Raw genomic sequence first — 20,538 nt, 5'->3', positions numbered from 1 at the left:
GTCGCGGCGTGTGCGATCACGCCGTCGGTGACGGTGAGGGATCCGGCGAACTCGCTTCGTATCCTTCGCGTTCTGCCAGGTCGCGGCAGCGTCGCTCCTGATCCGCGTTGGCCTCGACGGTACGATCGGACTTAGAAATGCGGGTGTAGATCGCAGCACGGGAAGCGGAGGTCATTGTGCCGAAGATATACCGTGACGAAGCCGTCGTGCTGCGCACCCACAAGCTGGGTGAGGCCGACCGCATCGTCACCATGCTCACGCGCCAGCACGGCAAGGTGCGCGCGGTGGCCAAGGGGGTGCGCCGCACCGCCTCGAAGTTCGGGGCCCGGCTCGAACCCTTCATGGTGGCCGACGTGCAGCTCTACGAGGGCCGCAGTCTCGACATCATCACGCAGGCCGAATCGGTGGGGTCGTATGGCGCCGAGATCACCGCGGACTACGGAAGTTACACGGCTGCGAGCGCGATGGTGGAGACCGCGGACAAGCTCACCGAGGGAGAGCCGAGCCTGCAGCAGTACCTGCTGCTCGTGGGCGCTCTTCGGTCCCTCGCCCGCCGCGAGCACGGGGCGAGCCTCACGCTCGACTCCTATCTGCTCCGAGCCCTGTCCATCGCAGGCTGGTCGCCGAGCTTCGACGACTGTTCGGTCACCGGAGCTCCTGGGCCGCATTCTGCATTCGTGGTGCAGCTCGGTGGTGTGGTCGCGGATGCCGTGGCGCCGCCCGGCGCACCTCGCCTCGACGCGCGCACCCTGCTGCTGCTCTCCTCGCTGCTCACCGGAGAGTGGGAGACGGCGGATGACGCGGACGACCGCACTCGCTCGCAGGCGAGCGGTATCGTCGCCGCCTACACCCAGTTCCATCTGGACCGCGGGCTGCGGTCCCTCGAGCACGTCGACCGCGCGATTCCGGCCGGTGGTCGAGCTCCGAGCGCCGGCGGTCGTATCGAGACCAGCATCGCCCCCCAGATCGAGGCGTCATGAGCAAGCCGAAGACCCACCGCGACGCGGTCGACTTCAAGCCGATCGACTGGACCGGGCTCTACCCACCGAAGTTGCCGAAGAACGCGGTACCCGAGCACGTGGCCATCGTGATGGACGGCAACGGTCGCTGGGCCAACGGCAAGGGCCTCACCCGCGTCGAGGGCCACAAGGCAGGGGAGGCCTCGTTGCTCGACGTCGTGGCCGGCGCTATTCAGATCGGGGTCAAGCACCTCAGCGTGTATGCCTTCTCCACCGAGAACTGGAAGAGGTCCCCCGACGAGGTGCGCTTTCTCATGGGCTTCAACCGCGACGTATTGCACCGCCGCCGCGACCAGCTGAACGACTGGGGAGTGCGGGTGCGCTGGGCGGGGCGCAAGCCGAGGCTCTGGGCATCCGTCATCGAGGAGCTGCAGTTCGCCGAGAAGCTGACCGCCGGTAATTCGGTGCTCACCCTCACCATGTGCGTCAACTACGGAGGCCGCACCGAGATCGCGGACGCCGTTCGTGCGATCGCCGACGACGTCGCCGACGGTCGGCTCAAACCCTCTGGCATCAGCGAGAAGACCATCCAGAAGCGGCTCTATGCCCCCGAGTTGCCGGATGTCGACCTCTTCGTGCGCAGCTCCGGCGAGCAGCGCACCAGCAACTTCATGCTCTGGCAGAGTGCCTATGCCGAGATGGTGTTCCTCGACACGCTCTGGCCGGACTTCACCCGCGAGCAGCTGTGGGAGGCCGTCGTGCTCTATGCGCAACGCACCCGTCGCTTCGGCGGGGCGGTCGACGCACCCTCGGTCTGAGCGGCACGGCGCCGTTTTCCCGAGCCCTCCGGGCGACCCGTAGCTTAGGAGTTTCGCCCCGAAAGGGTCTCCTTCTCCGTAGGTTGTCGCCATGGCTGGCGAATCCCCTGCGTTTCACATGCCACGCTGGGCGGTTGCAAGAGGCCCGGCGAGCCAGGAATCGACCTCGCGCTGGCTGCGCAGACGTACGACTTGCAGGTGCGGATGCTCCAATGAAGCAGCCGGAACCGTCCGACGGTAGCGGCGCTGGTGGGCAAGTGCCCATCGTATGATCCCCTCCGGACTCACGAGTGCGTGCCACAATCCCGGCTCGGTGTTGCCGTTCCAGAGCTCCACCCGCGTGCGGCTGCGTCGGATGGTCCGGCGCACCACGCGCGAAATCGCGATCGGTGAGGGGAGGTCTAGCCAGACCAGGGTGTCCGCACGCGCGGACAGCATCGGCCTGGCGTCCCGATACTGCCATTCGGTGATCCACGACGGTTCTCGGATGAAGAGATCGACATCGTCGAGGAATTCCGGCCGTGGCACCCACCCGGCACCGTGGTAGAGGCCGTCGATCTCCGTGTACGGCAGGTCGAGGGCCTGCGAGATCCGCCTGGCGAGCGTAGATTTGCCGACCCCACTCACGCCGGCGATTACTACGCGGGCCGGCCGTCGCAGGGGATTGGCATGGGAGAGCATCGCTCCAGTGTGCGCGCTGCAGCCCAGACCTTCGCCGTCACTGGCCATTGTGTCGCACTGCAGGCACGCTCTCGACGCGAGGGAAGGGTGATTCTCGCAAGTCACCTGCACCGTGCGCGGCCCCCGGTGACTTTCGAATCGATACTCTGGCCTCATGAGCACCCCCGATCCGAGCACCTCCGACTCCACCCCCATCCGCACCGGCATCATCGGCTACGGGCTCTCCGGGAGGGTCTTCCACGCTCCGTTCATTGCGGCGAATCCGCGCTTCTCGCTCGACGTCGTCGCGACGAGCCACGCCGGGCGGCAGACTGTGGCCCGCTCCCAGCATCCGACCGTCGAGACCGTCGATACCCCGGCCGAGCTCGTCGCGCGGCAGCTCGACCTGGTGGTGCTCGCCTCACCGGGCCATGCCCACCTCGAGCAGGGACTCGCAGCACTGGCCGCCGGATCCGCGCTCGTGGTCGACAAGCCCTTCGCGGCATCCGTCGCCGAGGCCGAGCAGCTCATCACCGCGGCCGAGGCCGCCGGACGACCGCTGATGGTGTTCCAGAATCGCCGCTGGGACGGTGACTTCCTCACCGTGCAGAAGCTCCTCTCCGAGGGCGCTCTCGGCACCGTCCACCGCTTCGAGTCGACCTTCGAGCGCTGGTCTCCCGGTCTTCGCGACCGCTGGCAGGACACCTCGACCAGTGGGCAGGGTGCAGGAATCACCTTCGACCTGGGAAGCCATCTCATCGACCAGGCACTCCACCTCTTCGGACCGGCCACTATCACGGATGCCGAACTCTCGATCCTGAGGGCCGGAGGCGTCAGCGACGACGAGGCCTTCATCTCTCTGCTTCACTCCTCGGGCACCCGATCCCATCTCACCATCAGTCGCTTCGCCGGCCAGAACGGTCCGCGCTTCCGCGTTCTCGGCGATCGATCCGCCTTCACGAGCTACGGACTCGACGGCCAGGAACCCGCGCTCGGTGCCGGGGGATCTCCGAGCGACCCGGGCTTCGGAATCGCGTCGGAGGAGAGTTGGGGCACGATCGGCATCACGGGTTCGGAGGAATTCCCCCTCACCAAGGTGCCCACCGAGCGCGGTGACTACGCCGCGTTCTACCGCGGAGCAGCTGCCGCCATCCGGGATGGCGCGTTGCCACCGGTCGACCCGCGGGAGGCGCTGGAGACCTTGCGCATCATCGAGGGCGTGCACGGCTTCAGCCGCTGAGCTCACACGGTCACGAGCCCCCAGTCGTTGCCGTCGAGTTCGTGGAGCAGCCGGCTGGTCGCCGCGAGACTGGGCACCCGCCGTGACCCCTCGTTGGCGATGAGATGGATGCTGCGGGCACTGGCCGGCGTGTGCGAGCGGATCACCGCGCCGGCGGGAAGAGCCGCGGCGACCAGGGCGAGTCGCGGAAGCATCGCCACGCCGAGGCCACTGGCCACCATGTTGATCACGGCGCTGGCATTGTCCGTCTCGAAAGCGATGGCCGGGGCGAAGCCGGCCAGTTCGCAGACGGCGAGCAGGTGGCCGCGGCAGCGTGGGCATCCGGCGATCCAGCGTTCGTCGGAGAGACCGGCGAGGTCTACAACCGGCTGGCGGGCCAACGGATGGTCGGAGCCGAGCACCACGACGGTGTCTTCGGTGAAGAGGGTCTCCGACCCGAGCCCGTTCGCGCTGTCGACGTGGGGGTCTGAGCGGTCGCCGGGATAGCTGAAGGTGATCGCGAGGTCGATGCTGCCCTCCCGCAACATCGCCACGGCCTCGGGCGGCTGGGCCTCCACATAGTTCACCCGCAGGCCGGGATGTTGCACAGCCATGGCGGCAAGAAGCCGCGGCACGATGGTGGATGAGGCAGTGGGGAAGGCGGCGAGGCGCACCGATCCCGTGCGAAGTCCGGCGAGGTCGGCGAGGTCGCCGGATGCCGCGTCGAGGGCGGAGGCGATGGTCAGGGCGTGACGGGCGAGCACCGTCCCGGCCTCGGTGAGGCGCACCGAGCGCCCGACTCTCGTGACCAACGGAAGGTTGAGACGAGCCTCCGCGCGCTGCACATGTTGGCTCACGGCCGGCTGGCTGTAGCCGAGCAGTCGGGCCGCGCCGGTTATCGTGCCGCTGTCGGCGATCGCGCGAACGATGCGGATCGTCTGTAGGTCGAGCTGAGGGTCGAAGACGAGAGTCATAACCCAATATTATGGGTTCTATCGAAAGTATGCCCTTGTCGCATGAATGGCGCCGCGTCATGCTGGATGCATGACCACTGCGACGCGACCCGCCCTTTCGCCAGAACTCCAGCGGGCTCGGTCGAGCTTCGAGCCATCCAGCGGGTTCCTCGCCGTCGCTTCGATCGGCATCCCGACTCGCGAGACGGTCGCCGCCCAGAAGGCCGACCTCGACCTCTGGGGAGCCGCTCGTCGTGACCCGATGGACTACGACGCCATCGTCGAACGCACGCGCCGTTCCTATGCCCAGCTCGTCGGCGTGACGCCGGATCGGGTTGCCACGGGCTCGCAGACCTCGGTGATCACCAGCCTCGTCGCGGCGGGCGTTCCCGACGGGGCGGAGGTGCTGAGTGTCGACGGGGACTTCTCCTCGATCGTGTTTCCTCTGCTCCAGCAACCGGGCATCCGTCTTCGTACTGTGTCACTCGCCGCTCTCGCGGAGTCCATCACCGATGACACCTGGCTGGTCGTGTTCTCCCACATTCAGTCGTCCACCGGGGTGGTGGCGGATGTCGCGGCCATCGTTGCGGCAGCGAGCGCCCACGACGCGTACACCTTCTGCGACACGACCCAGTCGGCCGGGGTGCATCCGGTGGACGCTTCGCTCTTCGATGCGACCGTGTGCCACAGCTACAAGTGGCTCTGTGCGCCACGCGGCGTCGCCTTCCTCACGCTGAGCGAGCGGTTCCAGGCCACGCTGCGGCCGCTGCAGGCGGGCTGGTACGCGGGGGACCAGGTCTGGCAGTCCTGCTACGGACCGCACATGACCCTGGCGAGCGACGCACGAGCGTTCGATGTCTCGCCGGCCTGGCCGGCCTGGGTGGGAGCGGAGCCCGCCATCCGCATGTTCTCCGAGCTCGACATCGCCGAAGTCTGGGCCTACAGCAGCGGTCTCGGTGACCTGCTCTGCGACGGGCTCGGCATACCGCAGCAGCACCAGGCGATAGTCACCTGGGCGGATCCGGACGCCTCCGACCTGCACAAGCTCGTCGCAGCGGGCATCAAGGCCTCGGGGCGCGCCGGTCGTCTTCGCGCGGCCTTCCACCTGTGGAACGACGAAGCGGATGTCGCGGCGGTCGTCGCAGCGCTGCGCCCCTGATCCGCCTTGCGCCCCCGATCCGCCCGACCCGGATGATCCGCCCGACCCGGATGATCCGCCCGACCCGGATGGACCGCCCGACGGGGTTGCTCGACCCATTCGCTCGTGGGCGTCGATCGGGTGCGGCGGGTGCGTCTGTCCCGCCGCCACCATGATTGTTTTCGCACAAGCCGCACCGAGGAGCTCTCTCCGCGGGCCTAGACGAAGCTGGGGGTCCGCACGGGGCTACGAGACGGAACGGCACGAGATGGCGGTGCTGTTCGTCCCCGTGCGGATTCTTGGAGCGGTCGCCATCAGCGCTGATGTCAGTGAGTAGTGGGTCGACAACGTACTGTTCTGGAAACTGCTCGGCATCTCCGACCTCTCCCGTCTCCCGCCCAGCGCATCCAGATCGCGCTGCTGCTTCTCGGGCCGGTCGTATCCGGGTCGCGCAGATCGCCGTCCGCATCAGCTTCACCGAGGCGCTCGGAGCTGAGGAATTGAACCTCGGCGCGTGCGAGCTGCCCCTCGCGGTGGCCGCGATCGGCGGTTGCGGCACAAACTAGGATTGGGGCTTGCCCTGCGACCGCGCACCCAGCGCGGCTGACCTTTGGAGTTCTTCGTGGCCAACGCCTCCCCGCTCGATCCCGTCATCAATCTCGCCAAGCGCCGGGGTTTCGTCTTCCAATCGGGAGAGATCTACGGGGGTTCGCGATCCGCCTGGGACTACGGGCCTCTCGGCACCGCGCTCAAAGAGAACATCAAACGCCAATGGTGGCAGTTCATGGTGCAGGGCCGGGACGACATCGTGGGGCTCGACTCCGCCGTCATCCTCCCCAAGCGCGTCTGGGAGGTCTCCGGTCACGTCGAGGTCTTCAGCGACCCGCTCGTGGAGTCGCTCCACACCCACAAGCGCTACCGCGCGGATCACCTGCTCGAAGCCTACGAGGAGAAGCACGGCCACCCCCCGGTCAATGGCCTCGCCGACATCAAGGACCCCGACACCGGCCAGCCGGGGTCGTGGACCGAGCCGCAGAACTTCTCCGGACTGCTCAAGACCTTCCTCGGCCCGGTCGACAACGAGGAGGGGATGCACTACCTGCGTCCCGAGACCGCCCAGGGCATCTTCACCAACTTCGCCAACGTGCTCGCGACCTCGCGCCTGAAGCCGCCCTTCGGCATCGCGCAGGTGGGCAAGAGCTTCCGCAACGAGATCACGCCAGGCAACTTCATCTTCCGCACCCGTGAGTTCGAACAGATGGAGATGGAATTCTTCGTCGAGCCCGGCACCGACGACGAGTGGTTCGAATACTGGATCGATGCCTGCGAGGCATGGTTCGCCGACCTCGGCATCAGCTCCGAGAACATCCGCCGCTTCGAGCACCCGCAGGAGAAGCTGTCGCACTACTCCAAGCGCACCGTCGACCTCGAGTATCGGTTCCGGTTCGCGGGCAGCGAGTGGGGCGAGCTCATGGGCGTGGCCAACCGCACGGACTTCGACCTGAAGACCCATTCGGAGGGCTCCGGGGTGGACCTGTCGTACTTCGACCAGACCAAGAACGAGCGATGGATCCCCTTCGTGATCGAGCCGGCATTCGGCCTCACCCGGGCGCTCATGGCATTTCTCGCCGACGCCTACCACGAGGACGAGGCCCCCAACACGAAGGGCGGGGTGGACAAGCGCACGGTATTGCGTCTCGACCGACGCCTGTCCCCGGTCAAGGTCGCCGTTCTCCCGCTGTCCCGGAATGAGCAGCTGTCGCCGGTCGCCCGGTCGCTTGCGGCCGACTTGCGCAAGTACTGGAACATCGAGTTCGACGATGCTGGAGCCATCGGACGTCGCTACCGGCGCCAGGACGAAATCGGCACGCCGTTCTGCATCACCATCGACTTCGACACCCTCGAAGTCAATGCGGTGACGGTTCGAGAAAGGGATTCGATGGCTCAGGAACGCATCTCTCTCGACCGTGTCGTGGGCTACCTCGCGGAGCAGTTGGTCGGGGCCTAGCACCGGCTCCCTAAAATCCGGGTGTTCCATCGGCGCGTCTGATTCGGGAGACGGTTCTGTCTGCCCGTATGTTCGGAATTGGCCGGAGGTCGGGCGTTCGGGACGACCGCCTCTGCCTGTGTTGCCAGCAATGGCTTTGAGCCCCCGGGTACGGGTACCCGGGGGCTCATTTTTGCTCTCGCGCGGGAATACGCGCCGGGCCAAGGCGTTGCACCGAGGGTGAATGACAGAACCCTGAGCCCCATCAAAATAGACATCTGGTCGGACGTGCAGTGTCCCTGGTGCTACATCGGCAAGCGCAAGTTCGAGGCGGGAGCGACCGCCTTCGGAGGCGATGTCGAGGTGGAGTATCACTCCTTCGAGCTCGCTCCCGACACCCCCGTGGATTTCGACGGCAGCCCGGTCGACTACCTCAGCCAGCGCAAGGGGATCCCGGTGCAGCAGGTGACAGAGATGCTCGCCAACGTCACCGGCATCGCGGCCTCTGTCGGTCTGGAGTACGACTACGACCACGTGCACCAGACCAACACGGTGAAGGCGCACGAGCTCATCCACTACGCGAAGTCGGTGGGTCGCCAGCTGGCGATGAAAGAGCGGTTGCTGAAGGCGTACTTCGTCGACGGTCGACACGTGGGTCGCATCGAGGACCTCGCCGACCTTGCGGCCGAAATCGGCCTCGACCGCGCAGAGGTCGTGCGCGTGCTCACCGACGAGACCTTTCTCCCCGACGTGAAGGCCGACGTCGCCCAGGCGATCGAGTACGGCATCCAGGGCGTTCCCTTCTTCGTGATCGACGGCAAGTACGGGGTGTCGGGGGCACAGGATGCGACCACCTTCGCTAACGTGCTCGAACAGGTACGAACCGAACGAGAGGCCATCCAGTGACGGATGCCGTAACCAGGCCACTGACGATCCCGCTCACCATCGTGGGCGATCCGAGCGCGGCGGCCTGCGAGGGTGACTCCTGCGTGATTCCCGACCACCACGAGCAGGCAGTGGTAAACCGTCGTCTCGACGAAGACCTGGTTTAGCCGGCTCCCGGGACTGCATCCGCGTGAATCCTGGGCCGAATCCGCCCTATCGATGAGCTATTGCAGCACCGCAGGATCGACCGAGAACTGTCGGGGGCTCAGTACGTGCGCGGTGAATCGCACCGCCCGTCCCGTGGCGTCGATAGCGGCACAGTCGAAGCTCGACCCGACGATCGTCACCGGCGCTCCGTCTGGACAGCTCACCGTCCACGACTCCGAAGTCTGCCGTTGAAGTTCGGCGGATGCCTGCTGCTCGAGCAGGCGGAGCGACGCGGCATCCATCCGGGCGAGGGCCATCGGCGTGAGCGCGACGGAAGTGAGTGCTGCCGCGGCGAAGATCGTCAGCACATAGACGTTGCCGGGAGCGTTCGCTCGGATGCCCTGTTTCTTCAGAGCCACGCGGCGCGCCACGAAATAGGCGATGGGAGGAAGCAGCAGTATCCACCACGCGGAGGCGGCTCTGAGTCCCCGGGCCCGGAGCACCCTGCTGTCCCAGACCGCGAGGCTCGCCACGAGCGCCAAGAGCACGAGAAATGTCACCAAGGCCAGAACGGGAGACATGGGGAGCAGCGAGGCTGAGGCTGTTCGCACTCCGACCGCGAAGGCGGCAACGCTAGCGATCAGCCACACACCCCAGGTATGGGCGCTCGGGTTCGTTGGCTGATTCGCCTGTGTCAGCGGTGCCGCCCCGAGAACCTGTGGAGCGATGGGGTCGAAGAGGCCTCCGACCCGCTCGGGCGTCGAAGCCGTGTCGCCGATGACCGCGGGTTGCGCGGGCACGGGGGCAAAATGCTCTGTCCAGGATGCGCCTGACCACCAGCGAAGAGCACCTGACCCCGCGGGATCCGGATACCAGCCTGCCGCGGGCCCGCCTGCCATAGTCACTGTCTCGGACACGGAACTGCCTTTCGCTGGGATCTCCCCGAGTCTAAAGAGACGTGAGCGAAGCTCGCGAGCCCCCCGTTCGGGTCGCCGCCGACCGCGGCCAGCCGTCACAAACTGCTGTCTCGGGGAGCGCAGACGACCGTCAGTGACGGTTGGGCCTAGAAGTTGGGCGGAGAAAGGGTGACTCGCGCGGGTGGACCGATTAGGCGGTGATGTCGGCGACTGTCGCGCCATAGGCCGCGATGAGGTCATCGGCATCCACGAACGCGCTGTAGCCGGCCTCTCCGGCGCCCATGGCGATGCGACCTCCGACCATCGAGACGTCGGCGAAGACGGGCCAGGCGGTGGAACTGCCGAGCGGCGTGATCGTGCCGCGTTCGAATCCGGTCGCCTCGAGCGCCAACTCGGGGGAGGGCAGCGAGAGTTTGTTCACCCCGACCACAGCCCGCAGCTTCGCCCAGGAGATCTGCCGGTCGCCCGGGATGAGTGCGAACAGGTATTCGCGGGGCGCTCCCTCCGGGGTGTGCCGACGCACCACGAGCGACTTGACGATCTGCCGCGCCTCGATGTCCAGCAACACCGCTGCCTGCTCGAGCGAGTCGGCGGCGGACCGCTCGACCACCTCGATATCGAGGCCACGGGCCGCGGCATCCGCCAGTACTCGTGCTCGTCCGGTGGGGGCAGTCACGTCGGGTTCACCTTTGCCTGAGAGAATTGGGGGATGACCATGACAGCCGCTCCCCACAAGAGCGTTGAGAAGAGCCTACAGATCGGGCCGCTCGCGCTCTCTGTGCCGGTCGTGCTCGCTCCGATGGCGGGCATCACCAACACCGCGTTCCGTCGCCTCTGCAGGGAATTCGGAGCCGGGCTCTACGTCTCGGAGATGATCACCAGTCGGGCGCTAGTCGAACGCACCGAGGGCTCCATGCGCCTCATCAAGCATCACGAATCGGAGACGACGCGAAGCATCCAGCTCTACGGCGTCGACCCGAAGACCGTGTCGGAGGCGGTCACCATGCTGGTCGCGGAAGACCGCGCCGACCACATCGACCTGAACTTCGGATGTCCGGTGCCCAAGGTCACCCGCAAGGGCGGGGGAGCCGCGCTGCCCTGGAAACTCGACCTCTTCCAGGAGATCGTCGAGGGCGCAGTGAAGGCTGCCGGGGCCCTTCCGCTCACGATCAAGATGCGCAAGGGAATCGACTCAAACCACCTCACCTATCTCGAAGCCGGACGCATCGCGGAGGGGGCCGGGGTGGCGAGCATCGCGCTTCACGCTCGCACGGCCTCCGAGTTCTACAGCGGCCACGCCGACTGGTCGGCCATCGCGACGCTCAAGGAGGCTATCTCCGGCGTGCCCATTCTCGGCAACGGTGACATCTGGTCGGGCGCGGACGCGATCCGCATGATGGAGGAGACCGGATGCGACGGGGTCGTGGTCGGCCGCGGCTGCCTCGGTCGCCCGTGGCTGTTCGGCGAGCTCGCCTCGGCGTTCGCCGGTGAGGACCGGATTCCCCAGCCTTCGCTCGGCACGGTCGCCGAGACTCTGCGCCGCCACACGGAACTGCTGATGGACTTCTTCGACGGAGACGAGGACCACGCCTGCCGCGACATCCGCAAGCACATCGGCTGGTATTTCAAGGGCTACCCGGTGGGCGGCGACATCCGCTCCTCGCTCGCGACGGTGGAGAGTCTGCAGCAGATGGACGACCTGCTCGGTCGTCTCGACTGGAGCCTCCCGTATCCCGGTGCCGATGCCGAGGGACCGCGCGGTCGCGCCGGAACCCCGAAGCGCACATCGCTGCCCACTGGATGGCTCGACAGCCGCGAGCTTGCCGACACCCAGCGCGCAGAGGTCGCCGAAGCAGAGATCCACAACAGCGGTGGTTGAGACCTACTCGGAGCACGACACCGCCCGCTGGTATCCGGAGGAGCACTCGAGCCGTCGCAGCGATTTCGCGCGGGACCGCGCGCGCCTCCTGCACTCGAGTGCGCTCCGGCGTCTCGCGGCCAAGACCCAGGTGCTGAGCCCGGCAGCCGGCCTCGACTTCGCCAGGAATCGGCTCACTCATTCGCTCGAGGTCGCGCAGGTCGGTCGCGAACTGGCGACGAGCCTGGGGCTCGACCCGGATGTCGTCGACACTGCCTGCCTCGCGCACGACCTCGGTCACCCGCCCTTCGGGCACAACGGGGAGCGCGCCCTCAACACCTGGGCCATCGATATCGGCGGATTCGAGGGCAACGCGCAGACCCTCCGGCTGCTGACCCGCATCGAGCCGAAGGTCTTCGGCGCGGACGGTCGGTCTTACGGTCTCAACCTCACCCGGGCGAGTCTCGACGCGAGCTGCAAGTATCCGTGGCCGGAGAGCTCCTCGGTGGGTGATCCCAGCGGTCGGGCCAAATTCGGCTTCTATTCCGACGACGTCGAGGCATTTCACTGGCTGCGTGACGGGGCACCGGAACGGCGTCTCTGTATCGAAGCCCAGGTGATGGACCTGTCCGACGACATCGCCTACTCCGTCCACGACTTCGAGGATGCCGTCGTCAGCGGGTACATCGACGTAAAGGCGCTCGGCGCGAGGGTGAACCACGATGCCCTCGTCGATTCGATGTTCGCGTGGATCGGCGGGGAGCTCGACCATGACGAACTCATCGAGGCCTTCGATCGTCTCGACTCGCTCGATGTCTGGCTCGAAGACTGGGATGGCAGTCGCCAGGCTCAGGGCCGACTCAAGAACCTCACCAGCCAGCTGATCGGGCGATTCGCCGCGGCCGCGGTGCAGGCGACACGAACCCAGGACGGCGGGAGCCTCATCCGTTTCGGTGCGGACATCATCGTGCCGCGCCAGATCCGGGCCGAGATCGCCGTGCTGAAGGGCATCGTCGCCGCCTTCGTCATGTCCAAGAACACCCGGCAGCCCATCTACACGCAACAGCGCGAGGTGCTCACCGAGCTCGCCACGACGCTGCTCGCCCGGGGCGAATCATCCCTCGACCCGGGTTTCGCGGCGGACTGGAGGGCAGCAACCACCGATGCCGGCCGCAAGCGCGCGGTCGTCGACCAGGTGGCCTCGCTCACCGACCAGTCCGCGATGGCCTGGCACGAGCGCATCGTCGGCTGACCCCGCCCGTCCGCACCAGCCCGGCGAGCGCCGGGTCATCAGCGGCGATCAGTAGAATCATCAGGTGCCCGGCCTCATTCGACGAAACGATATCGACGAGGTGCGATCGCGCATCAACATCGCCGATATCGTCGGCGATTACGTCACGCTCAAGGGCGCGGGAGTCGGCTCGCTCAAGGGCCTGTGCCCCTTCCATGACGAGCGGAGCCCCAGCTTCCACGTGCGCCCACAGGTCGGCCGCTACCACTGCTTCGGCTGCGGCGAAGACGGTGACATCTTCAGCTTCCTGCAGAAGATGGATCACACGAGCTTCACCGAGGCTGTGGAGCGGATGGCCGCGCGCGTCGGCTACGAGCTCCACTACGAGGACGGCGGCCAGGCCAACAGCGACCACGGCAACCGTGCCCGCATCCTCGCCGCAAACCAGTCCGCCGCCGAGTACTTCGTGTCGCAGTTGGTCACCCCCGATGCCGAGCCCGCCCGCGCATTCCTCGGCACGCGCGGGTTCGACCCCTCCGCGGCCGAGCGCTTCGGCGTCGGCTTCGCACCGAAGACCGGGCTCACCAAACACCTCAAGACTCTCGGCTACACCGAGGCCGAACTCGTCGCCTCCGGCCTCGTCGGGCAGGGGGACCGTGGCACCTACGACCGGTTCCGCGGCCGCCTGGTCTGGCCCATCCGTGACGTCACGGGGCAGACGCTGGGTTTCGGTGCACGCAAGCTCCTGGACGACGACCAGGGTCCCAAATACCTCAACACTCCCGAGACTGCCGTCTATCACAAGTCCCAGGTGCTCTACGGGCTCGATCTGGCCAAACGGGACATCTCCCGCGGCAGGCAGGTCGTGGTCGTGGAGGGTTATACCGACGTGATGGCCTGTCACCTCGCCGGTGTGACCACCGCCGTCGCCACCTGCGGCACGGCTTTCGGCGTCGACCACATCAAGGTGGTGCGACGCGTGCTCGGCGACGTGGAGAACTCGGACACGACCGGCACCGGCGAGGTGGTCTTCACCTTCGACCCCGATGAGGCGGGCCAGAAGGCGGCGAGCCGCGCCTTCACCGAGGAACAGCGCTTCGCTGCGCAGACCTTCGTTGCCGTCGCCCCCGACGGACTCGACCCCTGCGATCTCCGCCTCGAGCGCGGCGATGACGCCGTCCGGCGACTCGTCCAGTCCAAGAAGCCCATGTTCGAGTTCATGATCCGCCGGGTGCTCGCGGGGCACAATCTCGACACGGTGGAAGGCCGGGTGGCGGCGCTCAGGGCATCCGCCCCCGTCGTCGCCGGCATCCGCGACCAGGCGCTCAACGTGGGCTACGTGCGCAACCTCGCCGGCTGGCTCGGCATGGACCCGGACGAGGTGGGGCGTGCCGTCAGCGCCGCCCGCGCCCGCACCCCCGAGATCCCCCGCGAGGTGCGGAGCTTCGGCGAGCCCCAAGCGCCGGCACCGGCGGTCGAACAGGGGCCTTCGTTGGTGCACCTCCCGATCGACCCCTCGACGCGGCTGGAACGGGATGCCCTCATGGCCATCCTTCAGCAGCCGACGCTCATCGGTCGCGGGCTGGTCGAGCGTGCGACGCAGGTCGCTTTCGCGAACCCTTCCCTTGCGGTCGTCCGCGATGGGGTCACCGCGAGCATGGACCTGTTCGACTCCTCCGAATGGCTGGCCCGGGTCATCGACGAGGTGCCGGTACCGTTCGCGATGCTCGTCAAGGAGCTCGGCCTCGCCCCGCTTCCGGAACGCGAGGGGCGTGAGCTCACCCTCTACTGCCAGGCCGTCACGACCGATCTGATCGCTCGTGACCTACTGCGGCGCAAGGCCGAGCTTCTCGGCCAGTCGCAGCGAACGGATGCCGCAGCCGAGCCCGAGAAATACCGCGCACTGCAGGTGGAACTCGTGCGCATCGAAGCCGAACGCCGCGCGCTCCGCAGCGAATAGCATCGTGGTCGCCGGCGGCGTGCCGTGTGTTGCAGATGCGTAAACATTCGTCCTTTTGGCCGTCTGCGATTGGTCGTGGGGAGTGTCCGAGTGGTACGAAGGACTCATACAGCCTGGACATCCGCCGCTTCGGCGCGGGTTCCCCATGGTCTTTTCCAACAGAGAGGCGTAACGGATATGACATCCGCATCCACGTTCCGCAAGCGATCGCTTGCCGTTCTCGGGGGCACCGCAATCGCGGCGCTCACCCTCGCGGGGTGCTCCGCGGGCGGTAGTTCGAACAACTCCTCGTCGGGCGCGACGTCCATCACGGTCGGTACCACCGACAAGGTGACCTCGCTCGACCCCGCCGGTTCGTACGACAACGGTTCGTTCGCCGTCATGAACCAGGTGTATCCCTTCCTGCTCAACTCGAAGCCGGGCACCTCAGAGGTGCAGCCCGACATCGCGGAGTCGGCCAAGTTCACCTCCCCGACCGAGTACACCGTCGTGCTCAAGAAGGGCCTGACCTTCGCCAACGGCGACAAGCTCACCTCCTCCGACGTCAAGTTCTCCTTCGACCGTCAGCTGAAGATCGCCGACGAGAACGGTCCGTCCACGCTTCTCGCCAACCTGGTGAGCACCGCGGCACCGGATGCGACGACCGTCGTCTTCACGCTGAAGGCCGGCAACGACCAGATCTGGCCCCAGATCCTGTCGAGCCCAGCCGCGCCGATCGTCGACGAGCAGGTCTTCTCGGCCGACAAGGTCACCAGCGACGACGACATCATCAAGGGCAAGGCGTTCGCCGGGCAGTACACGATCGGCAGCTACAAGTTCAACCAGCTCGTGCAGTTCAAGGCGTTCGCGGACTACAAGGGCATGCTCGGCGCTCCCAAGACCGCGACGGTCAACCTCAAGTACTACACCGACCAGTCGAACATGAAGCTCGATGTGCAGAAGGGCGGCATCGACGTCGCGTCGCGCAGCCTCTCCGCCACCGACATCGCCGACCTCAAGAAGGATTCGGCAGTCAAGGTGACGACCGGACCCGGTGGCGAGATCCGCTACATCGTCTTCAACTTCGACACCCAGCCCTTCGGCGCAAAGGCCGACGGTGCGGATGCCGCGAAGGCTCTCGCCGTGCGCCAGGCCGTCGCAGACCTCGTCGACCGCCAGGCGATCGCCGACCAGGTCTACAAGGGCACCTACCTGCCCCTGTACTCCTACGTTCCTGCCGGCCTCACCGGTGCCAACACGGCACTCAAGGGCCTGTACGGCGACGGCAACGGAGGCCCGGACGGCGCCAAGGCCAAGTCGACTCTGACCGCCGCAGGCATCACCGCCCCCGTCGTGCTGAACCTCCAGTACAACCCGGACCACTACGGTGCCTCTTCGGGCGACGAGTACGCGCTCGTCAAGAGCCAGCTCGAAAAGGGCGGACTCTTCACGGTGAACCTGCAGTCCACCGAGTGGGTCACCTACTCGAAGGACCGCACGAAGGACGTGTATCCGGAGTACCAGCTCGGCTGGTTCCCCGACTACTCCGACGCCGACAACTACCTGTCGCCGTTCTTCGCCGAGGGCAACTTCCTCGGAAACCACTACAGCAACTCCGAGGTCGATTCGCTGATCAAGGCACAGGCTGTCGAGACCGACAAGGCCAAGCGCACCAAGGACATCGAGACCATCCAGGAGAAGGTTGCCGCCGACCTGTCCACGGTCCCGCTGCTGCAGGGCGCTCAGGTCGCGGTCGCCGGAAAGTCCGTGTCGGGAGTCACTCTCGACGCCTCATTCAAGTTCCGTTTCGGCACGCTCTCGAAGTAGCGGACAGAGGGTACCGCTGTCACGGCGGTGATCAGTACCGGCTAACCTTTTGGTAGCCGCGGCCGGGGGTGGCTCGCGAAAGCGGGTCGCCCCCGGTTCTTCTTGGCCGCACGATTACCCGCAGCGCAGATTGGTGACCATGACGACAACCGTGATTCCGGCAGAGGCAGCGCCGCCGCCTCCGGGCACGAGCCGGGTGGGCTCTCGAAAGCGAGGGGCCGCGGGCGGCAACCAGATCGGCCGCTACATCATCGTGCGGCTGCTGCTGATCATCCCAACCGTTTTCATCCTGGTCACGATGGTCTTCATCCTGATGCGCACGATCGGCGACCCGATCACGGCGGCCCTCGGTGGTCGGCTGAGTGCGGCCCAGCTTCAGGAGCGCATCCATGCGGCCGGGTACGACCGCCCGATCCTCGTGCAGTATTTCGAATACCTCGGGCAGATCTTCACCGGCAACTTCGGCACGACGATCAGTGACAACCAGCCGGTCACGAAGGTGTTGCTCACCTACGGCGGCGCGACCCTCGAGCTGGCGTTCTACGCCCTCATCGTGGCCTTCATCGTCGGGATCCCGCTCGGGATGCTCGCCGCCTACTGCCGAGACAAGTGGCCGGACGCCATCCTGCGGGTCTTCGCCATCCTCTGCTACGCGACGCCGGTCTTCTTCGCCGGCCTGCTTCTCAAGCTGGTCTTCTCGGTCTGGCTCGGGGTGCTGCCCGTCTCCGGCCGAGCATCGACCGGCACAGAACTCGATATCGAACTGCTTCCGCATCCCACCGGCATCTACCTGATCGATGCGATCCAGACCGGAAACCCGGCCGATCTCGCGGATGTCCTCAGCCACGCCGTGCTGCCGGGGATCGCCCTCGGGCTCCTCACCGCCGGCATCTTCCTGCGGCTGGTGCGCACCAACGTGATCGGCACGCTCTCGGCGGACTACGTCGACGCCGCCCGCTCTCGGGGGGTCAGCGAGTACCGGCTGGTACGTAAGCACGCCTACAAGCCCGCGCTAATCCCGATCATCACGGTCATCGGCCTCCAGATCGCGCTGCTGCTCGGCGGTGCGGTGCTCACCGAGACCACCTTCGAGTGGAAGGGTCTCGGGTTCCAGCTCGCGCAGTATCTGGCCGCCCGCGACTTCGTCGCCGTGCAGGGGATCGTGGCACTCCTGGCCGTCGTCGTGGCCGTCACGAACTTCATAGTCGACGTCATCGCGGCTCTCATCGATCCCCGAGTGAGGTACTGATCATGAGTGTCAACACCGCCGAACATCGCGACTCAGCACCCGTGAAGCGTGCGCTGTGGACGCGCATCCCGATAGTGCACCAGGTGCGTCAGAGCGTCGGACTGCAGCGGGGGATGCTCGTCGCCGGACTGACGATCGTCGTGCTCTTCCTCCTCACCGCGCTCTTCGCGCCGATTCTGGCGCCCTACGGCTTCTCGCAGCTCAACGACGCCAACGGCAACTTCGGCGCCCAGAATCCGCCCTCCTCGACCCACCTCCTCGGAACCACCGTCGGAGGGTACGACGTGCTCTCGCGGGTGATCTGGGGATCGCAGACGGCGCTCTTCGTGATCGTGGTCGCGATCATCCTGTCGATCTTCGCCGGGGTGCTTCTCGGGGTGGTCTCCGGCTACCTCGGGGGCTGGCTCGACCGTGTGCTCGTGGTCGTCTGCGACGCGGTCTACGCCTTCCCGACGCTGTTGCTCGCGATCGTCATGTCGATCGTGATCACCGGGGGCAAATCCCAACTCATCGGGGGTGTTCTCGCCGCCGCGATCTCGATCACCGTGGTCTTCATCCCGCAGTACTTCCGGGTGATCCGGGCTGAGACGGTGCGCATCAAGGCGGAGGCATTCGTCGAGTCGGCGAAGGTGCTCGGCGCCTCCTCCGCACGCATCATGTTCCGCCACATCCTGCGGAACGCAACCCGCACCCTCCCGCTGATCTTCACCCTCAACGCTTCCGAGGCGATCCTCACCCTTGCCGGCCTCGGCTTCCTCGGCTTCGGCATCGAACCGACTTCCGCAGCCGAATGGGGCTACGACCTCAACAAGTCGATCTCCGACGTCACCAGCGGCATCTGGTGGACTTCCGTCTTCCCGGGCCTCGCGATCGTGCTCGCCGTTCTCGGCATGACCCTCGTCGGGGAGAGCCTCAACGACCTCGCCGACCCGCGACTGCGCACTCGTCGCCGGGCCGCCGGCAAGTTGCCCGCGCCGGGTCCGACCGGAGACGGCGCTCCCGAGGCGAGCACGGATGTCGTGGGCGACCTGGAACTCGACTCTTCAGAACTGGAGGCACGCCCGTGAGCAGTCTCGTGCGCGGCCAGCAGGCCGTCGGAATCACCGACCTCTCTGTCACCTTCGCCACTGACGGCGGCGATGTCCGGGCCGTCGACGGGGTGACCCTGTCGGTGAACGCCGGAGAGGTGCTCGCCATCGTCGGCGAGAGCGGCAGCGGCAAGACCGTGACCGCCAAGACGATCCTCGGTCTCCTTCCCGACACGGCGACGGCATCCGGTGTCGTGCTGCTCGGCAACGACAACGTGGTCACCGTCAGCCACAGCCGCCTGAGGGAGATTCGCGGAACGAGCGCCGCCATGGTGTTCCAGGAGCCGTCTACCGCACTGAACCCCGTCTATACCGTCGGCTGGCAGATCGCCGAGGGCCTGCGGGCACACGGCAAGTACTCGCGCGCCGAGGCGAAGGCCAAGGCCATCGAGATCCTCGGCAAGGTGGGTATCCCCGATCCGGAGGAACGGGTCGATTACTACCCGCACCAGTTCTCCGGCGGGCAGAAGCAGCGCGTGGTGATCGCCATGGCGCTCGTTCTCGATCCAGAGCTCATCGTGGCCGACGAGCCCACAACGGCGCTCGACGTGACGGTTCAGGCCGAGATCCTCGACCTCCTGCGCCGGTGCCGCGACGAATTCGACACCGCGATAGTGCTCATCACGCACAACATGGGCGTCGTCGCCGATCTGGCCGACCGGGTCGCGGTGATGTATCAGGGCAAGGTCGTCGAGGAGGCGGATGCCACCAGCCTGTTCGGCAACCCGCAGCACGAATACACGAAGAGACTGCTCGCGGCCGTTCCCTACCTCGGTTCGGGCACCGTGAAGACCCAGGAGCGGGCGGCGGAACGAGCGCTCACCGAGACCGAACCCCCACTCGTCGTCGCGACGGCACTCGAGATCGAATACCCCGGTCGCTTCGGCCGCGCGGGCTTCCGCGCGGTCAACGGCGTGAGCTTCGAGATCGGGGCGCGCGAGGTGCTCGGTCTCGTGGGCGAGAGCGGATCGGGCAAGACCACCATCGGTCGCGCCATCGGAGGTCTCACCCGTATCACGGGCGGCTCGCTGACCGTGCTCGGGCAGGAGATGCTCGGGGTGAGGGAACGCACATTCCGCCCCTTGCGCAGTGACATCGGGTTCGTCTTCCAGGACCCGGCCACCAGCTTCAACCCGCTGCTCACCATCGCAGAGTGCGTCGCCGAGCCGCTCATCGTGCACGGTCGTGCTCCCGATGCCCGGTCTGCCCGCGCGCGGGTCGACGAGCTGCTCGAAGCGGTGCAACTTCCCCGCGCCTTCGGCGACAGGTATCCCCACGAGCTGAGCGGTGGGCAGCGCCAGCGCGCCTCCCTCGCCCGCGCCCTCGCACTGCAGCCGAAGCTGCTGATCGCCGATGAGCCCACCAGTGCTCTCGATGTCTCGGTGCAGGCCCGCGTGCTCGAACTCTTCGCGGAGCTGCAGCGAGAGTTCGGCTTCGCGGCGTTGTTCATCAGTCACGATCTCGCCGTCGTCGACATCCTCGCCGACCGGATAGCGGTGCTGTACCACGGTGAGCTCGTGGAAGAAGGCACCGGGGCCGAGGTGCTCGGCGCGCCTCAGCATCCGTACACCAAGCGGCTGCTCGCTTCGTTGCCCGTGCCCAACCCCGCAGAGCAGGCGAAGCGACGCGAGGAACTGCGGATTCTCCGAGCCGCGGACTGACC

Annotated in this window: 18 protein-coding genes and 1 pseudogene; 14 read left to right on the top strand and 5 right to left on the bottom strand. The window is 66.7% G+C overall.

The window, feature by feature from the left end:
* Positions 1 to 176: 176 nt before the first annotated feature.
* Positions 177 to 980 (top strand): DNA repair protein RecO, encoded by an 804-nt coding sequence (gene recO / locus F1C58_RS09100; RefSeq protein WP_255461047.1) that lies wholly within the window; start codon positions 177 to 179, stop codon positions 978 to 980.
* Entirely contained in the window at positions 977 to 1,777 is an 801-nt protein-coding gene (locus F1C58_RS09095; RefSeq protein WP_185200815.1) for an isoprenyl transferase, read from the top strand. The genes recO and F1C58_RS09095 overlap by 4 nt, the downstream gene beginning before the upstream one ends.
* A gap of 114 nt (positions 1,778 to 1,891) precedes the next feature.
* Here F1C58_RS09095 and F1C58_RS09090 read toward each other — a convergent pair whose 3' ends face one another.
* Positions 1,892 to 2,458, bottom strand: coding sequence for an AAA family ATPase (locus tag F1C58_RS09090; protein ID WP_185200814.1), 567 nt, complete (start codon positions 2,456 to 2,458; stop codon positions 1,892 to 1,894).
* A 154-nt stretch (positions 2,459 to 2,612) separates the two neighbouring features.
* On the opposite strand from F1C58_RS09090, the gene F1C58_RS09085 reads away from it, so the two are divergent.
* Positions 2,613 to 3,677: a Gfo/Idh/MocA family oxidoreductase gene (locus F1C58_RS09085; protein ID WP_185200813.1), complete on the top strand. Its 1,065-nt coding sequence runs from the start codon at positions 2,613 to 2,615 to the stop codon at positions 3,675 to 3,677.
* Positions 3,678 to 3,679: 2 nt separating this feature from the next.
* On the opposite strand, the gene F1C58_RS09080 is transcribed toward F1C58_RS09085, so the two are convergent.
* A complete protein-coding gene (locus F1C58_RS09080; protein WP_185200812.1) occupies positions 3,680 to 4,630 on the bottom strand; it encodes a LysR family transcriptional regulator in 951 nt (316 codons plus the stop codon).
* A gap of 70 nt (positions 4,631 to 4,700) precedes the next feature.
* On the opposite strand from F1C58_RS09080, the gene F1C58_RS09075 reads away from it, so the two are divergent.
* The 4 genes from F1C58_RS09075 to F1C58_RS09060 all read left to right on the top strand — a co-directional run bounded on the left by F1C58_RS09075 (position 4,701) and on the right by F1C58_RS09060 (position 8,786).
* Positions 4,701 to 5,768, top strand: coding sequence for an aminotransferase class V-fold PLP-dependent enzyme (locus tag F1C58_RS09075; protein ID WP_185200811.1), 1,068 nt, complete (start codon positions 4,701 to 4,703; stop codon positions 5,766 to 5,768).
* Between the two features lie 601 nt (positions 5,769 to 6,369).
* Positions 6,370 to 7,755: a glycine--tRNA ligase gene (locus F1C58_RS09070; protein WP_185200810.1), complete on the top strand. Its 1,386-nt coding sequence runs from the start codon at positions 6,370 to 6,372 to the stop codon at positions 7,753 to 7,755.
* A 219-nt stretch (positions 7,756 to 7,974) separates the two neighbouring features.
* Complete coding sequence (locus tag F1C58_RS09065; protein ID WP_185200809.1) at positions 7,975 to 8,640, top strand: DsbA family protein; 666 nt, start codon at positions 7,975 to 7,977, stop codon at positions 8,638 to 8,640.
* The gene (locus tag F1C58_RS09060; protein ID WP_185200808.1) at positions 8,637 to 8,786 is read left to right on the top strand and encodes a hypothetical protein; all 150 of its coding nucleotides are present in this window, start codon (positions 8,637 to 8,639) and stop codon (positions 8,784 to 8,786) included. Before F1C58_RS09065 ends, F1C58_RS09060 begins: the two co-directional genes overlap by 4 nt.
* Before the next feature lie 57 nt (positions 8,787 to 8,843).
* Here F1C58_RS09060 and F1C58_RS09055 read toward each other — a convergent pair whose 3' ends face one another.
* The 3 genes and pseudogenes from F1C58_RS09055 to F1C58_RS09050 all read right to left on the bottom strand — a co-directional run bounded on the left by F1C58_RS09055 (position 8,844) and on the right by F1C58_RS09050 (position 10,359).
* On the bottom strand, positions 8,844 to 9,566 hold the full coding sequence (locus F1C58_RS09055) for a hypothetical protein (RefSeq protein WP_370543723.1): 723 nt from the start codon (positions 9,564 to 9,566) through the stop codon (positions 8,844 to 8,846).
* A gap of 27 nt (positions 9,567 to 9,593) precedes the next feature.
* Positions 9,594 to 9,665 (bottom strand): annotated as a pseudogene (locus tag F1C58_RS17095) (DUF2510 domain-containing protein); the annotation flags it as partial.
* A 208-nt stretch (positions 9,666 to 9,873) separates the two neighbouring features.
* Complete coding sequence (locus F1C58_RS09050; protein WP_185200806.1) at positions 9,874 to 10,359, bottom strand: aminoacyl-tRNA deacylase; 486 nt, start codon at positions 10,357 to 10,359, stop codon at positions 9,874 to 9,876.
* Between the two features lie 33 nt (positions 10,360 to 10,392).
* Between F1C58_RS09050 and dusB the strand changes: the two genes are divergently transcribed.
* The 7 genes from dusB (at position 10,393) to F1C58_RS09015 (ending at position 20,536) form a co-directional block, all read left to right on the top strand.
* The gene (gene dusB / locus F1C58_RS09045) at positions 10,393 to 11,562 is read left to right on the top strand and encodes a tRNA dihydrouridine synthase DusB (protein WP_255461045.1); all 1,170 of its coding nucleotides are present in this window, start codon (positions 10,393 to 10,395) and stop codon (positions 11,560 to 11,562) included.
* On the top strand, positions 11,555 to 12,793 hold the full coding sequence (locus F1C58_RS09040; RefSeq protein ID WP_255461044.1) for a deoxyguanosinetriphosphate triphosphohydrolase: 1,239 nt from the start codon (positions 11,555 to 11,557) through the stop codon (positions 12,791 to 12,793). Before dusB ends, F1C58_RS09040 begins: the two co-directional genes overlap by 8 nt.
* A 64-nt stretch (positions 12,794 to 12,857) precedes the next feature.
* Positions 12,858 to 14,732 (top strand): DNA primase, encoded by a 1,875-nt coding sequence (gene dnaG, locus F1C58_RS09035; RefSeq protein WP_185200804.1) that lies wholly within the window; start codon positions 12,858 to 12,860, stop codon positions 14,730 to 14,732.
* Between the two features lie 177 nt (positions 14,733 to 14,909).
* On the top strand, positions 14,910 to 16,538 hold the full coding sequence (locus F1C58_RS09030) for an ABC transporter substrate-binding protein (RefSeq protein WP_185200803.1): 1,629 nt from the start codon (positions 14,910 to 14,912) through the stop codon (positions 16,536 to 16,538).
* A gap of 139 nt (positions 16,539 to 16,677) precedes the next feature.
* Entirely contained in the window at positions 16,678 to 17,787 is a 1,110-nt protein-coding gene (locus F1C58_RS09025) for an ABC transporter permease (RefSeq protein WP_185200802.1), read from the top strand.
* A 2-nt stretch (positions 17,788 to 17,789) separates the two neighbouring features.
* On the top strand, positions 17,790 to 18,854 hold the full coding sequence (locus F1C58_RS09020; RefSeq protein ID WP_185200801.1) for an ABC transporter permease: 1,065 nt from the start codon (positions 17,790 to 17,792) through the stop codon (positions 18,852 to 18,854).
* The gene (locus tag F1C58_RS09015; protein ID WP_255461043.1) at positions 18,851 to 20,536 is read left to right on the top strand and encodes an ABC transporter ATP-binding protein; all 1,686 of its coding nucleotides are present in this window, start codon (positions 18,851 to 18,853) and stop codon (positions 20,534 to 20,536) included. The genes F1C58_RS09020 and F1C58_RS09015 overlap by 4 nt, the downstream gene beginning before the upstream one ends.
* Positions 20,537 to 20,538 lie beyond the last annotated feature (2 nt).

The organism is Glaciihabitans sp. INWT7 (assembly GCF_014217685.1).
GTDB lineage: Bacteria > Actinomycetota > Actinomycetes > Actinomycetales > Microbacteriaceae > Lacisediminihabitans.
The sequence above is the reverse complement of the archived record's forward strand: the minus strand, read 5'-3'. Positions and strand labels throughout refer to the sequence as shown.